Origin of the sequence: Acinetobacter entericus, from assembly GCF_026168575.1 — a bacterium.
Classification (GTDB): Bacteria; Pseudomonadota; Gammaproteobacteria; order Pseudomonadales; family Moraxellaceae; genus Acinetobacter; species Acinetobacter bouvetii.
In genome coordinates this window covers 112038-126281 of sequence record NZ_JAPEQW010000007.1, presented here as the reverse complement: position 1 = coordinate 126281, position 14244 = coordinate 112038, and the positions used below count along the sequence as shown (strand labels likewise).

Sequence of the window (14244 nt, the reverse complement as noted above, 5' to 3'; positions counted from 1 at the left end):
GATTCAATATTCAATTCCTAGTTTTTTTAATTTTGAAATCAGTGTCGTTGGATTAATGCCTAACTGTTTAGCTGCGCCATCATCACCAAAAATTTTACCTTCACATTGTTTGATTGCCAGTTGGAAGTTTGTCATTTCTAACTGTTTGAGCTGTTGTATTGACAGGACTTGCTCAATTGCTACGGCTTGATTGTGCTGTACGGTCTGAGATGGTTCTTGTTCAAGCAAATATTGGAAAGAAACAGCCCCGTGTTTGGCAGTGATTAATGCACGTTCCAATACATTCTGTAATTCACGAATATTACCCGGCCAGTCATAGCGTTGCAGTTCGAGGATATGTTTTTGTGAAAAAGGTAAATAAGGCACTTTACGATTCTCACTGATCAATTTGGTAAAGTGCGAGACGAGTAAAGGAATGTCCTGTTTACGTTCACGTAATGCAGGAGAATGAATCGGGAATACATTCAGACGGAAATATAAGTCTTCACGGAAGTTTTTAAGCTTCACTTCTTCTTTTAATTTTCGATTGGTGGCAGCAATAATCCTGACATCAACGTGTCGTGTTTTCTCTTCTCCAATTCTTTCAAAAGTCCCTTCCTGCAAGACTCTGAGCAATTTACTTTGTAATTCGAGTGGAATTTCGCCAATCTCATCTAAAAATAAAGTTCCTTGATCGGCGAGTTCAAAGCGTCCAGCCCGATCACGAACTGCGCCTGTAAAAGCCCCTTTCACATGTCCGAAAAATTCACTTTCAAATAATTCAGAGGGGATTGCCGCACAGTTCACACGAATCAGTGGGTGCTGTTTACGGTGACTGGACTGATGAATGGCGCGTGCAATCAGCTCTTTCCCTGTTCCTGATTCTCCGTAAATAATGACATTGGCATCAGTAGGTGCGACCACTTTTATTTTTTCAATAATTTGTAGAATAGCAGGGCTATTACCTACAATTTCATGATATTGATTTTCTTGTAAAATTTCTTCTTGTAGATATTCATTTTGTTGCTCTAAGCGGCTTTTTAAATCTTGTAATTCTTCTAACGCATGGGTAAGCTGTTTTTCAGTATTTAAACGTTCAGTAATATCTCGGAAAACCACCACAGCTCCAATGATTTCACTGTCACGGATAATCGGCGTACTGGTAAATTCGACTGGAAAATAGCTGCCATCGCGTCGCCAGAAAACCTCTTGGATGCCTTCATGAACAATACCATCGTGCACCGCAGCATAAATTGGACAATCTTCAACAGGGTAGTGTGTTCCATTTTCATGGGTATGATGATGAACTTTATGAATATTTTTACCAAGAACAGCTTCGGGTTGTAAGCCAAGCATTTTTGCACCGACAGGATTAATAAAGGTACATAGTCCTTGCTTGTTAATACTGTAAATACCATCACCAACGGAACTGAGTAATAAATGTTTGCCTGTATCTGAGTCAATAAACAGCTCTTGTAAGGCTTGCCATTCTTTTAGTCCTGCACGAATGACCTTGTCTGCATTTTTATTCAATTGGCGTAATTCTAGATCTTTGACATCGACCAATGACCAAATGAGTAGATTTTTATTTTTATAAGGCAGACGAATAGCGGTGACATCGAGTTGTATTTTTTCATTTTCTTTATCAAAAGCATATAGCTCATTGTTCCAAGCATAACCCTTGCTGAGTGCTTCATCTGTAAACGCCATGAGATGTGGCAATTGATTGATGTGTCCAAAAACAGAAGTGACTGTTTTTGCGATCAATTCATGTCGTTCATAGCGTAATAATTGAGACGCGCTAATATTCAGATCAATAAAGCGATTTTGATGTGGGTCGATCACGATCAATGCTTGAGATGTATGCTCAAAAGCAAGCGGGCGAATTGAATCTTCAGAAGACGCCCAATCAGAAATAAAGTCGATATTATTCATGCTATGAAAAATCGTAATCTTAACTATGAAATTTCATAATACTACGAAAAACCGTAGTTATTCAACACATTCTTATTTTTATAAAGCTCCCTTAAATAAATAATAAAAATATATTTTTCAATAACATAAAAATTTTAAAACAGCATTTGAATCATGTTGGCATGGCTCTCGCAATAACACGGATAGACCAAAACAGTTGGTTGAATTGAAACCGTAGATATGAGGAACGGCTATGCCTAAAGTAGATATTGAACAATACAAAGATGGTGATTTTCTTGTCGATTATGAAGAAAAGGTATTTGAGGATGTAAAAGCTGAGCCGGGTGAAAAAGCATTGGTGACGTTCCATACCGTTGCCTTCGAAGGTTCTATTGGCTTGGTCAATGTCTTACAAGCAAAACGATTATTACGCAAAGGTTTTGAAACCAAAATTTTGCTTTACGGTCCGGGTGTTCAGTTGGGGGTACAACGTGGATTTCCAACATTGGGGGCAGAAGCATTCCCGGGACATTTGGCGGTTAATAATCAATTAAAAGCATTTATGGCCGAAGGCGGTGAAGTCTATGCCTGTCGTTTCGCCTTACAAGCACTTTATGGACAAACTGAAAAAGCTTTAATGGAGGGAATTCGTCCGATTAATCCTCTTGATGTGATGGATCTCAAACTTTTGATGCGCCGTGACAATGCATTAATTATTGATACGTGGACTGTTTAAGTATTTAAGAAAAAGGGGGAATAAGTCATGAGCCAAATCATTAAAGCGGCAGCAGTTCAATGTAGCCCTGTGTTGTATAGCCAAGCGGGTACGGTCAAGAAAATCTGTAACACGATTTTGGAGTTGGGGCAGCAAGGGGTGCAATTTGCCGTATTTCCTGAAACTGTTGTGCCTTATTACCCTTATTTTTCTTTTGTACAACCACCGTTTGCCATGGGTAAAGAACATTTAAAGCTATTGCATGAATCGGTTGTCGTACCATCAGCAGCAACAACTTTAATTGGACAGGCATGCAAAGAAGCGAACATGGTGGTTTCTATTGGTATTAATGAGCGTGCAGGTGGCACGATTTATAACGCTCAATTGTTGTTTGATGCGGATGGTTCGATTATTCAGCATCGTCGTAAGATTACCCCAACTTATCATGAGCGTATGGTGTGGGGACAAGGTGATGGCAGTGGGTTGCGTGCGATAGATTCTGCTGTAGGACGTATTGGGTCACTGGCATGTTGGGAGCATTATAACCCTTTGGCTCGGTTTGCTTTGATGGCGGATGGTGAGCAAATCCATGCGGCGATGTTTCCGGGTTCACTCGTGGGGCAGATTTTTGCGGATCAGATCAGTGCCACTATTCAGCACCATGCTTTAGAGTCAGGCTGCTTTGTTGTGAACGCCACAGCATGGCTTGACCCAGAGCAACAACAACAAATTATGCAAGACACAGGCTGTGAACTCGGTCCAATTTCGGGTGGTTGTTTTACGGCTATTGTTTCTCCAGAAGGCAAATTTTTATCGGAACCGATCACACAAGGCGAAGGTTATGTGATTGCGGATTTAGACTTTTCCTTAATCGAAAAACGTAAACGGATGATGGATTCTGTTGGGCATTATAGTCGTCCAGAATTACTCAGTTTATTGATTGATCGTCGTCCTACCTCAGTTTTGCATGAGTTAAAGCTGGAGAATCCATCGAATAACAGCATCGAAAAAGTCTCTGAATTTGCCGAAGTACAAGCATAGAAACCCCGTTTAAAAATAACAGGAGAAGATCATGTCTGCGATTGAATTACTCAGTGATTTGCAATGTAACGGGTTGAAATGGGAAGGTGAGGTTGGACTTTCTCGCAAAGGTGGCGCAGGTCCAAGCGATCATAAAGCCATGACCTTGGGTGGTCAGACGCTCATGATTCCAGTGTTAAACCTTGCTTCACAGGATTCTCCTTATACGGGTAAAAAAGATGCTGCAACAGGTGAGGTGATTGTCTTTAAAAACCGTATACCTGTTGCAACGCTAACTTCGCCAACGCGACCACGATTTTATGATTTAAGCACAGCAGAGGGCATTCCGTATGAACAGATTGCCACGCTGCATAGCCATGATGTGTTGGCAACAACGGTGTTGCAACATTGTATTCGCATGAATGATAAAGCAACGGCGTGTCAGTTTTGTTCTATTGATCAGTCTTTAAAAGATGGACGCACAATTATTCGCAAGCGCCCCGACCAATTAGCTGAAGTAGCTAAGGCAGCCGTAGAACTGGATGGGGTGACTCAGATGGTGCTGACCACAGGAACACCGAATACGCCTGATCGCGGTGCAGCGATTTTATACGACTCAGTTGCTGCGATTAAGGCGAAAGTCGATTTACCGATTCAAGTGCAATGTGAACCGCCTGATGATTTTGCTTGGTTTCAAAAATTAAAAGACGCTGGTGCTGTATCCATCGGGATGCATTTAGAAGCCGTAAGCGATCGGGTGCGCAAGCAAATTATGCCGGGGAAAGCAGAAGTATCCCTTGAGTTCTATTTTTCTGCTTTTGAAGCAGCAGTAAAGGTCTTTGGACGGGGCCAAGTCAGTACTTATATCTTGGCTGGTTTAGGTGATACCGAGCAAGAAATTATCAGCATGACCGAACGCCTAGCAAAAATAGGGGTTTATCCCTTTGTAGTTCCTTTTGTGCCGATACAGGGAACGGCTTTAGAGCATCACCCCAAACCTGATTCAGCATTTATGCAAATGCTTTATCCCCAAATTGGCACACAGCTTCGGCAGTATGGTTTGAATTCACAAGATACGCAGGCAGGTTGTGCAAAATGTGGGGCTTGTTCTTCACTCAGAGCTTATGAATAAGGAGTTGATGATGAAATTATCTAATTATGCATGGTTGATTGAGCTCAATGAAGAGCTGAAGCAATTTGTCACGGATGACATCATTATCAAAGTTGTAGCAGAAGATTGGGAGCGTCGCCAATATTATCAATTACGCGAAGCAACGTTTCGTGATGAGCAGAAAATTTTAAAAGAAGATCGTGATGAACATGATTTCAAAGCCTTAGCGATTGTAGCGATTGGACAAATATTTGGGGAACATGATCGTATTATTGGTGCAGTTCGTATTTTCCCTGAAGCTGAACAGACATGGTGGGGCGGGCGTTTGTGTGTTGATCCTGTATACCGTCATCAACATGCAATTGGTAAAGCGTTGATTAATGCAGCCGTATCCACTGCCAAAAATTTAGGCTGTACCACATTCCTTGCGACGGTTCAGCAACAGAACGAACGCTATTTTCAAAAGTTGTGTTGGGACACTGTACATGAGCTGAATGTTGCAAATCTTCCGCATGTGTTAATGCAAGCACAAGTCGAAAATTACCCATTACAAAATGTGGTGATGCAAGCTTATAGCTATAGAGAGGTCTGCTGATGAGACTTTCAGAGCTACTCCCACAACTGCAAATCACGCCAGCGATGCAGTCTAAGCAAGATATTCATGCGATTAAATCGCAGTTGAATCTGAACATTCAAACTCTACAAGATTTATATGCATTGCCTGCGGATGATGCTGCTGCGATGCCATTCGGTGAGCAATATTTATTGCATGCTTGTGAGGGGATGTTGCCAAGTTTTGTGGCTAATCACCCTTATTTTGCAGGATGGTCTGCGGTGATGGCAAATGTGAGCGACATTGCTGCAATGGGTGGGCGAGCTTTAACTCTGGTGAATAGTTATTGGCATACCGATACACAACGTGGTCAACAGTTGTTGGCAGGCATGCAAGCAGCTTGTGATACCTATGGCGTAAAGCTTGTGGGTGGACACACCAATATTCATACAGATTTTCAACCTACGCTCTCCGTTGCCATACAAGGATTGGCTAATCATTTGCTCTCGGTCTTTCATGTTCAAGCGGGGCAGAAAATCTTAATTGCACTGAATATGCAGGGCAAATTCCATGAGCAAACCACTTATTGGAAATGTTTTGAACATGTTCCTGCTGCGGTTTTAAGAACTCAGTTGGAAGTATTGCCCGAAATTGCAGAACAGCATCTCGCGTATGCAGCGCGTGACATTAGTAATGCAGGAATTTTAGGTAGTTTGTTAATGCTCCTTGAGGCAACGGGATCAGGAGCGAATCTTTGGCTAGATAAGATTCCGAAGCCACAACATACCGATTGGCTGAAATGGCTTCAAATTTTCCCAAGTTATGGTTTTTTACTGACGGCCGATAGCGAAGAATGTGAGGACATCATTGAATTATTTGCTTCACAAGATATTGATTGTGCAGTGATTGGTGAGGTCACAGATTCTGGCAAGGTACAGATTCAGCAGCAGACTGAACAACAGACTTTTTGGGATTTTCAACAACAGGCTTTTACTGGGCTGAATTATCAAAAAGTCCTCGCGCAAGCTCCATTTTCCCATCTTTCCCGACATGCACAGCAACAGGAGTCAACATTATGCCGAGTGTAAATTTTACCGTGAAATGGCCAAATGGCGAGGTCAATCAATATTACTCACCCTCTAGCATTATTTATGACTATTTGCGGGTTGGGCAGGTGTACAGCTTAATGGACTTTGTGACGCAAGTGGAAAATGGTCTTGAACAGGCTTCTGAACGAGTCCGACTGCGTTACGGTTTTGCTTGTAGTGCTGCGATGGATAATCTCGCCAGCATTAAACGGCACATTAATATTTTGAGCATTCAAGCCCAAGATCAAATCGAAATTATTGAAATGACAAACGAATAAGACAGGTGATGACCATGACCCGAGTTGAACAAGCAAAACTTAAATCTGAATATCCAGTGGTGATTATTGGTGGTGGACAGGCAGGGCTTTGTGTCAGCCACTATTTAAAAAAAGCCAATATTGAACATGTAATCTTAGAAAAAGAACCCGAGTTAACCCATGCGTGGCGACGTAAACGCTGGGATAATTTTACCTTGGTCACACCTAACTGGCAGTGTTTGTTACCAGAGCATCCGTATATGGGCCATCAGCCTGATGGATTTATGAAAAAAAATGAGATTGTTGAATATTTGGATCAGTTTATTGAAAAGCTCAATCCACCTGCAATCTTAGGTGTTGCAGTTCAGCATGTTGAAAAAGTTGCAGACCAGTCTTTTGTGATTGAGACAGATCGGGGGACGACAACTGCGAAGCAGCTAGTGGTTGCCGCAGGAGGGTATCACACGCCAATTTATCCAAAGCTTTCATCTGCTTTACCTGAAAATGTCACCGTGATTCACTCAGAACAGTATTTTAATGCTGAGCAATTACCCGCAGGTAATGTTTTGGTGGTTGGCTCAGGGCAGTCAGGTGCGCAAATTGCTGAAGATTTACATCTTGCTGGCAAAAAAGTTTATTTATCTACAGGAGATGCACCACGTTGTGCACGTTTCTATCGGGGTAAAGATGTGGTGAAGTGGCTCTTTGAAATGGGCTATTACGAGACTACAGTCAAAGACCATCGTTACAGTGAGGAAGTTCGGAACAGTACCAATCACTATGTAACTGGACGTGATGGAGGTCGTGATATTGATCTACGTCAATTTGCATTAGAAGGGATGCAATTATTAGGGCGTTTTCAAGACTACAAAGATGGACAATTGGTGTTTCGTCCAGATTTGATGCAAAACTTGGATATGGCAGATGCAACCTATAACCGTATTAATGCAGGGATTGATGCTTATCTTGCTGAAAATGGTATTGAGACAGATGAGCCAGCTTCAGTTTATGAGCCTGTGTGGACAGCTCAAGCTGAAATTACGGAAATTGATTTGGTTGCGGAAAATATTACTTCCATCATTTGGTGTATTGGGTTTCGACCTGACTATTCATGGATTGATTTAGATTTATTTGAAACAAATGGCTATCCAAAACATGACCGTGGGATCACGCTTGACCCTAATGTCACATTTATTGGTTTGCCTTGGTTGCATACTTGGGGCTCAGGTCGTTTTTTAGATATTGCAAAAGATGCTGAGTTTGTTGCGGCGCATATTAAACAGCAGCTTGACATGCCAAATTCAAGACTTAGCCCAGTAATTGCTGATGCTGTTGAAGTCTAAAAAGCACGGTATGTGATCTATTTTGGCAACGCTTTAGCGTTGCCAAAATGTTTGCTTCAACGATAAGAAAAATCCTCTTTCGTTTTTATTTATTTGAGATCAAGCGGTGAATAAAATTGTTCACGGAATCTTTTGCTTTTTAACTTCGCTATTTCAGCAATAGGTAATAATTCCTTAAATTAGAAATTTTTTGTATGTAGTGTTGGATTTTTTTTGATAGTTGAAGCCAATTTATTTCAAATATAAAGTGTTCATATCAAATATAACGGGCAGATTGCCAACCTACTTTGAAGGAAATGAGATGAAATCAATGATAAAAGCTGCTATTGCGACCACTGTGTCTAGAATTTTGGTGGCTATTCATGGTCTGATTATTATCGTCGAAGTTTGGCGGAAACCAAAATGGATTGCATCAAATTATTGGGTGATAAATTAAGGGCAAGAAGTTTTCCTAGTCAGGTGAATGAGATTCATGCAGGTGTAGCGGTCTTGAATAAATTCACAGAATTAGGGCGCCCTCATACCCAAGTTGTCACTTAAATTCGGGGTATTTAGGGCAGCTCTGTCTTTAAGGTCTTTATGCAACAAAGCCAGTCTGAACTAATACAATTAATTGCTGATTTTAAAAGCTGGTGTACAACTGCAAGCCTAGGAAGTTCTAGGCTTGTTTGGTGCAAATCGGACAAGACACACTTTAAGCGATTCAATAAAATTTTAGATTGCAATGTCTTATGATCTAAAATTTTTTTAGGCTAAAAATGTTTCCTGTAAATAGCTCCACAGCATTTTTCCTTCAATTTCTTCAATGAGTGCGCAAGAGCGTCGAATCAGAATGCCAGAAGCTTTCGTATGTTTTTCAGTATAGGTAAGAACAATTGCATCTGGCTTTTGCATCAAAATCTGCTCATCATAAATTTCAATCTGAATATCAGGCATTTTTCCCTGATTATTGGCGAATAAGCCTTTAACTTCCTGCAATGAAATCCGCTTTCCAGCTGCGCCGACCATTTCAAAATGATCGGAAAAATAATCGATCAGCAGGGGAAGGTCTTCTTCTGCATGTTTGCCGCTAAAAATTTTTTCAATCAAAACATGCATCGTATGGATACTTTCGACTGCCTTTTCCGGAGAAAGTGCCATGAGTTATTTCCTTATATAAAAAATATCTGTAAATACAATAAATCAAAAATCCATGTAAAATTCAATAAAATTTGTAAAAAATAATATGATCTAGAAGATATCTAATGACAAAAACCAATCAAAAAGGTATGGTTTTATACTTGAAAATATGTGGAAATATACATGTAAAAGTAAATATATTCTATATACAGAGTCACGGAGTTTGACGTTTTAGATTTAACAATAAATCTCGCTAGGAAGAGCGCATTGAAAGCGCTGGCGGTTAAAGATTTATCGTGAATACATCATTTCTTGTTTAGATCAAGAAAATCAAGGAAATATGACTTATGAGGAAGACGAGTCATCATACAAGGATTGCGTTACATGAATAGTTCTATAAATGATCGAGCGGTAGCTGTAAATAATAAATCGAGCGTATATGCATGGTATGTGGTTTTACTCTGCATGTTGGCTTATATCTTTTCATTTATTGATCGGCAAATTTTAGCGTTAATGATTGAACCCATTAAAGCAGATTTAAACCTTTCTGATACTCAATTTAGTTTATTGCACGGTTTAGCATTTTCATTATTTTATGCCTTTATGGGTTTGCCTTTGGCGTACTTAGCAGACCGTTTTTCACGTCCAAAAATTATTGCAGTCGGAATTATTTTTTGGAGCATTGCCACTGCACTTTGTGGCCTAAGTAAAAACTTTATTCAGCTTTTCTTTAGCCGAATGGGTGTCGGTGTTGGAGAGGCTGCTTTATCGCCTGCTGCATATTCGATGTTCAGTGATATGTTCAGTAAAGACAAATTGGGCCGCGCAGTCGCAGTGTACTCGATTGGCTCTTTTGTGGGCGGCGGTATCGCATTTTTAGTGGGCGGCTATGTGATTGGTTTGCTGAAAGACTTAAGCCTCATCGAGATTCCAGTTTTTGGCGCTGTAAAAGCATGGCAAATGGCTTTTATTCTGGTTGGCTTGCCAGGGATATTTATTGGCCTATTGTTTGTTTTGACGGTGCGTGATCCAAAGCGTAAAGGGCAAAGTGTAAATGCTGAAGGTGAAGTTGAAAAAGTTACTATCCGGGCTGCATTTACGTTTTTGAAAAAGCATCGTAAAACCTTTACTTGCCATTATTTAGGCTTTACTTTCTATGCGATGGCTTTGTATTGCTTAATCAGCTGGTCGCCTGCATTTTTTATGCGCAAGTTCAGTATGACGCCGACTGAAGCAGGCTATATGTTAGGTACTGTTTTGCTGGTTGCCAATACACTAGGTGTGTTTTGTGCGGGCTGGCTGAATGACTGGTTGATTCAAAAAGGACGTAAAGATGCGCCAATAATTACCGGCGTTATTGGCATTGTCGGTTTGGTATTGCCTTTAGTGGCATTTACCCAAGTCTCTGAATATTGGTTAGCGGTGACGTTGCTCGCGCCTGCAATGTTCTTTGCATCTTTCCCAATGCCAATCTCAACAACAGCAATGCAAATGTTGGCGCCAAACCAATTGCGTGCGCAAATCTCGGCAATTTTCCTGCTGATCAGCAACTTGGTTGCAGTCGGGATTGGAACCACTTTGGTTGCATTGGTGACAGATAAAATTTTTGAAAACCCGCTGATGGTCGGAACATCGTTATCCATCGTGGGCGGCATTGCCTGCGTGTTGTCCTTTGTTTTATTAAAGAAAGGATGCAAGGCTTTTGCAGACAGTATGCAGCGAGAACATTCTGCTTAATGTTCTGTTAAAAGCATTGGCTTTAAGCGGTGGCATTTGCCCAAAACTTAAATTGAACGCTGAAAAAGCAGTTAAGCCATAAAATATGCAATTGCCCATTATCAAGACATGGGCTTCTGCATTTAGAAAAAGCCGACAATGGAGTGCGGAGATGAATCAATTGATTAATTTTAATCATTTGCATTATCTGGATGAGTTTTTACTTTTTAATTCAGATGATTATCAAACTATTAAAGATCAGATCAGCCATTATTTATGTCCGCACCAGTTTGATGTTGAAGCGGTTGCCAGTTTAAATACGCGTTTAAATGGTTTTAGTTTTGGCAATTCAGCACTGTATGATTTGAAATACAGTGCGCCTGTGGCGATTACTATTGATGAAGCATCACAAAATTATTTGTTCCGCATCACCTTGGAAGGTCAATGCAAAGTTGAGCAGGCACAGCATCAGGTATTGCAGTCGGTTGGCATTATGACTGTGACGCATCCGAACAGTAAAAACCGGATTATCACCAATCAGCGCTGCCGTAATATTATTTTAAAATTAACGCAGCAAGATGTTGAAACCCAGCTCTTTAAAATGCTGGGCTATACCAGTACAGAAGCTGTAATTTTTGACAGCGGCATGCCGTGTAGCAATGAGGGTTTAAGCTCCATTCTTGAAACACTGAATTATCTATGCCATGCCTATTACAATATTCAAAATTGGAGCTTTATTTCTGCAAGCTTTACCCAATATTTAATTGAATTGATTTTGTTAAAAGTCCCAAATAATTACAGTCAGCGGTTAAATGAACAGCGGCAGCGTGTACTGCCTGCGTATATGAAAAAAGCCCAGCAGTATATTCAGCATCACATTAAAGACAATATTGCTTTGCCTGCTTTAAGTGAGTTTTGCGGTGTGACTGGCCGAACGCTGCAAAAGGGCTTTAACCAATATTTTCAGCAAACACCGATTGAATATATACGCGACCTGCGTGTTGAATTGGTGCATCAAGCATTGCTGAATAGCCATGAAAATGAAACAGTGACGGATATTCTGCTCAAGAATGGAATTCAAAGTTTTGGACATTTTTCCACGCTTTACAAAAAGCGTTACGGCTGCTTGCCTTCACAAACCTTAAAAATGCGTGCGGCCTAATGGGTATTCTAGACATTTCAGTTTCGTAAATTGAATAGTACATTCGCATATGGGGAAGTGATGAGTTAAGTAATTTTCTATGATGAATTCAGTTAATCAGGAGGATTCAGCATGAAAATTACAGTACTAGGCGGTGGTCACGGATGCTATGCAGCGGCTTTAGAAATGGCGGAAAAAGGGCATGAGGTGGTGCTCTGGCGCCGCGATGCAGAGGCATTGAATGCGTTGGCTGCAACAGGCCAGCTCTTTGTCAAAGATTTTCAGGGTGAACGGTCTGTCACTGTGGGCTTTGAAAACAGCCAAATCAATTTGCAAAATAATTTAGAAAAAGCAATTACTCATGCTCAGCTGATTATTATTCCATTACCTGCAACCACACATGTGAATCTTGCCGAGCAGGCAGCGCCATACTTTCAAGACGGCCAAGTGGTGTATTTGCCGCCGGGCACGTTCGGAAGTTTTGTATTTGCAAAAGCCATGAAGGACGTGGGAAACAATGCGGAAGTGGCATTTTCGGAAACAGGCACATTGCCTTATTTGGTGCGCAAACATGACGTAAATCATATTGTGGTCAGCGGTTATGCGACCCGTTTGCCGACAGGCGTGTTTCCAAGCAGCTTGTCCGAACATGCATTTAAAATTTTAACACAGGCTTATCCGAGCGTAGAGCCCGTCGAAGATGGATTAAGCGGTGCATTGATGAATGCAGGGCCAATTATCCATCCGCCGCTGATTATGATGAATGCCGGGCCATTAGAGCATTTCGAAGCATGGGATATTCATAATGAAGGCACTCAGCCGTCAATTCGTCGCGTGACCAATCAGCTTGATGCAGAGCGTATGCGTGTCCGTGAAGCTTTGGGCTATCCAGCGCCGCATTTCCCGCTGGCTGATCATTATAATAAAGAAGGTGAAGGCGACGAGTGGATGTATGGCCGCGGTGCGCATGGCAAATTGACGGACAGCGGTGACTGGCGTGAAGACATTAACCTGCAAGAGCATCGCTATATGCTTGAAGATACACGCCTAGGCTTATCTTTAATTGTTTCTGTCGGCCGTTGGGCGGGTGTGCTAACCCCTGTCGCAGAAGGTTTATTAAATATTGCATCTGCAGTCACTGGCCGAGATTTATATGCTGAGGGGCGTACCTTAGAAAATTTAGGTTTGGCGCATAAATCTAAGCAGGAAATGCAAGCGGTGCTGCAGCAAGGAGTGTAATGTAATGTCCAAGATTCAACACGTTGCAGTGATTGGTGCAGGACGCATGGGTAAGGCAATTGCGATTGCTTTTGCCTATGCTGGGCTGCAAGTCAAATTAATCGATGCAAAAGTACGGCCGGAACAAGAATTTATCCAATATCGGCAGCAAGTTCAGCAAGACCTTACTCAAGAATTAACTTTGCTCCGGACTATCCAATTTGTTCAAGCCGGGCAAATTGCTGCGATTCAGGCGAATATCCAAATCTTGGCCAAATTAGAGTCAACTGAGTTTTTAACGCAGTGCGATTTAATTATGGAAGGCGTGCCTGAACAAACTCAGGCCAAACAGGAAATATTCAGCTGGTTAGATCAGTATATTTCACCGCAGTGTATTGTGGCTTCGACCACTTCTACATTTTTAGTCACGGATATTGCGCAAATGCTGTCCCATCCTGAACGTGTGGTCAATGCGCACTGGCTGAACCCCGCCTATTTAATTCCGCTGGTTGAGCTGAGCCGTTCAGAACAAACTTCTGATGCTGCGGTTGAGCAGCTTAAATCTTTCCTCACAGCGATTGGTAAAGTTGCCGTCGTGTGCAATGCCAAGGCAGGGTATATCGTACCAAGGATTCAAGCCTTGGCGATGAATGAAGCCGCACGGATGGTGGAAGAGGGTGTTGCTTCTGCTGAAGATATCGATATTGCAATTCGTACCGGTTTTGGCCTGCGTTTCTCTGTACTTGGTCTATTGGAATTCATTGATTGGGGCGGGGGAGATATTCTGTATTACGCTTCCGAATATTTACAGAAAGAACTGGGTGAGCGTTATCGTACACCGCAGATCATTAAAGACAATATGCAGAATAAGCGTAATGGCTTGCGTGAAGGCCAAGGTTTCTATGACTATGAAAGCATGGATATCGATGCATACAAATTGAAAGTCTTAAATACCTTTAATCACCGTATAGAAACTGCCGAATTAAAGCCAAAATTTAATGCGCTGAAAAATTAAACCACTGCTTGTAAAGGCTCTATTGTTTGAATAAAACAAAAAAGCTCATCTTAGG

The 14244-nt window shown here is 41.4% G+C and carries 13 protein-coding genes and 1 pseudogene; 12 read left to right on the top strand and 2 right to left on the bottom strand.

Features of this window, described 5'->3' with window-relative positions:
- Window positions 1–3 precede the first annotated feature (3 nt).
- Window positions 4–1914 (bottom strand): sigma 54-interacting transcriptional regulator, encoded by a 1911-nt coding sequence (locus OKC24_RS07625; RefSeq protein ID WP_131276289.1) that lies wholly within the window; start codon window positions 1912–1914, stop codon window positions 4–6.
- Window positions 1915–2146: 232 nt separating this feature from the next.
- Between OKC24_RS07625 and OKC24_RS07620 the strand changes: the two genes are divergently transcribed.
- The 8 genes and pseudogenes from OKC24_RS07620 to OKC24_RS07585 form a co-directional block, all read left to right on the top strand.
- Window positions 2147–2629 (top strand): MSMEG_0572/Sll0783 family nitrogen starvation response protein, encoded by a 483-nt coding sequence (locus tag OKC24_RS07620; RefSeq protein ID WP_131276288.1) that lies wholly within the window; start codon window positions 2147–2149, stop codon window positions 2627–2629.
- A gap of 27 nt (window positions 2630–2656) precedes the next feature.
- Window positions 2657–3649, top strand: coding sequence for a Nit6803 family nitrilase (locus tag OKC24_RS07615; protein WP_130146746.1), 993 nt, complete (start codon window positions 2657–2659; stop codon window positions 3647–3649).
- A 31-nt stretch (window positions 3650–3680) separates the two neighbouring features.
- Complete coding sequence (locus OKC24_RS07610; RefSeq protein ID WP_130146744.1) at window positions 3681–4760, top strand: MSMEG_0568 family radical SAM protein; 1080 nt, start codon at window positions 3681–3683, stop codon at window positions 4758–4760.
- Between the two features lie 10 nt (window positions 4761–4770).
- Window positions 4771–5334, top strand: coding sequence for an MSMEG_0567/Sll0786 family nitrogen starvation N-acetyltransferase (locus OKC24_RS07605; RefSeq protein ID WP_130146742.1), 564 nt, complete (start codon window positions 4771–4773; stop codon window positions 5332–5334).
- Window positions 5334–6380, top strand: coding sequence for a sll0787 family AIR synthase-like protein (locus OKC24_RS07600; protein WP_130146741.1), 1047 nt, complete (start codon window positions 5334–5336; stop codon window positions 6378–6380). Before OKC24_RS07605 ends, OKC24_RS07600 begins: the two co-directional genes overlap by 1 nt.
- Window positions 6368–6658 (top strand): MSMEG_0570 family nitrogen starvation response protein, encoded by a 291-nt coding sequence (locus OKC24_RS07595; RefSeq protein ID WP_130146739.1) that lies wholly within the window; start codon window positions 6368–6370, stop codon window positions 6656–6658. The genes OKC24_RS07600 and OKC24_RS07595 overlap by 13 nt, the downstream gene beginning before the upstream one ends.
- 8 nt (window positions 6659–6666) lie before the next feature.
- On the top strand, window positions 6667–7980 hold the full coding sequence (locus OKC24_RS07590; protein ID WP_416346072.1) for an MSMEG_0569 family flavin-dependent oxidoreductase: 1314 nt from the start codon (window positions 6667–6669) through the stop codon (window positions 7978–7980).
- Window positions 7981–8343: 363 nt separating this feature from the next.
- Window positions 8344–8520: pseudogene (locus OKC24_RS07585) on the top strand (IS5/IS1182 family transposase); the annotation flags it as partial.
- Between the two features lie 207 nt (window positions 8521–8727).
- Here OKC24_RS07585 and OKC24_RS07580 read toward each other — a convergent pair.
- Window positions 8728–9120, bottom strand: coding sequence for a DUF4440 domain-containing protein (locus OKC24_RS07580; protein ID WP_130146735.1), 393 nt, complete (start codon window positions 9118–9120; stop codon window positions 8728–8730).
- Window positions 9121–9483: 363 nt separating this feature from the next.
- Here OKC24_RS07580 and OKC24_RS07575 point away from each other — a divergent pair, with 363 nt between their 5' ends.
- From OKC24_RS07575 to OKC24_RS07560, 4 genes are all read left to right on the top strand, one after another.
- Complete coding sequence (locus OKC24_RS07575) at window positions 9484–10836, top strand: spinster family MFS transporter (RefSeq protein ID WP_131276287.1); 1353 nt, start codon at window positions 9484–9486, stop codon at window positions 10834–10836.
- 151 nt (window positions 10837–10987) lie between these two features.
- Window positions 10988–11977, top strand: coding sequence for an AraC family transcriptional regulator (locus tag OKC24_RS07570; protein WP_130146731.1), 990 nt, complete (start codon window positions 10988–10990; stop codon window positions 11975–11977).
- Window positions 11978–12088: 111 nt separating this feature from the next.
- Window positions 12089–13195, top strand: coding sequence for an NAD/NADP-dependent octopine/nopaline dehydrogenase family protein (locus OKC24_RS07565; protein ID WP_130146729.1), 1107 nt, complete (start codon window positions 12089–12091; stop codon window positions 13193–13195).
- A 4-nt stretch (window positions 13196–13199) separates the two neighbouring features.
- Window positions 13200–14189, top strand: coding sequence for a 3-hydroxybutyryl-CoA dehydrogenase (locus OKC24_RS07560; protein ID WP_130146727.1), 990 nt, complete (start codon window positions 13200–13202; stop codon window positions 14187–14189).
- The last annotated feature ends 55 nt before the right edge of the window (window positions 14190–14244 follow it).

What these genes read in the sequence shown, in the direction of transcription:
- OKC24_RS07625 (WP_131276289.1), bottom strand. Translation starts at nt 1,914, where the DNA reads ATGAATAATATCGACTTTATTTCTGATTGGGCGTCTTCTGAAGATTCA.
- OKC24_RS07620 (WP_131276288.1), top strand. Translation starts at nt 2,147, where the DNA reads ATGCCTAAAGTAGATATTGAACAATACAAAGATGGTGATTTTCTTGTC.
- OKC24_RS07615 (WP_130146746.1), top strand. Translation starts at nt 2,657, where the DNA reads ATGAGCCAAATCATTAAAGCGGCAGCAGTTCAATGTAGCCCTGTGTTG.
- OKC24_RS07610 (WP_130146744.1), top strand. Translation starts at nt 3,681, where the DNA reads ATGTCTGCGATTGAATTACTCAGTGATTTGCAATGTAACGGGTTGAAA.
- OKC24_RS07605 (WP_130146742.1), top strand. Translation starts at nt 4,771, where the DNA reads ATGAAATTATCTAATTATGCATGGTTGATTGAGCTCAATGAAGAGCTG.
- OKC24_RS07600 (WP_130146741.1), top strand. Translation starts at nt 5,334, where the DNA reads ATGAGACTTTCAGAGCTACTCCCACAACTGCAAATCACGCCAGCGATG.
- OKC24_RS07595 (WP_130146739.1), top strand. Translation starts at nt 6,368, where the DNA reads ATGCCGAGTGTAAATTTTACCGTGAAATGGCCAAATGGCGAGGTCAAT.
- OKC24_RS07590 (WP_416346072.1), top strand. Translation starts at nt 6,667, where the DNA reads ATGACCATGACCCGAGTTGAACAAGCAAAACTTAAATCTGAATATCCA.
- OKC24_RS07580 (WP_130146735.1), bottom strand. Translation starts at nt 9,120, where the DNA reads ATGGCACTTTCTCCGGAAAAGGCAGTCGAAAGTATCCATACGATGCAT.
- OKC24_RS07575 (WP_131276287.1), top strand. Translation starts at nt 9,484, where the DNA reads ATGAATAGTTCTATAAATGATCGAGCGGTAGCTGTAAATAATAAATCG.
- OKC24_RS07570 (WP_130146731.1), top strand. Translation starts at nt 10,988, where the DNA reads ATGAATCAATTGATTAATTTTAATCATTTGCATTATCTGGATGAGTTT.
- OKC24_RS07565 (WP_130146729.1), top strand. Translation starts at nt 12,089, where the DNA reads ATGAAAATTACAGTACTAGGCGGTGGTCACGGATGCTATGCAGCGGCT.
- OKC24_RS07560 (WP_130146727.1), top strand. Translation starts at nt 13,200, where the DNA reads ATGTCCAAGATTCAACACGTTGCAGTGATTGGTGCAGGACGCATGGGT.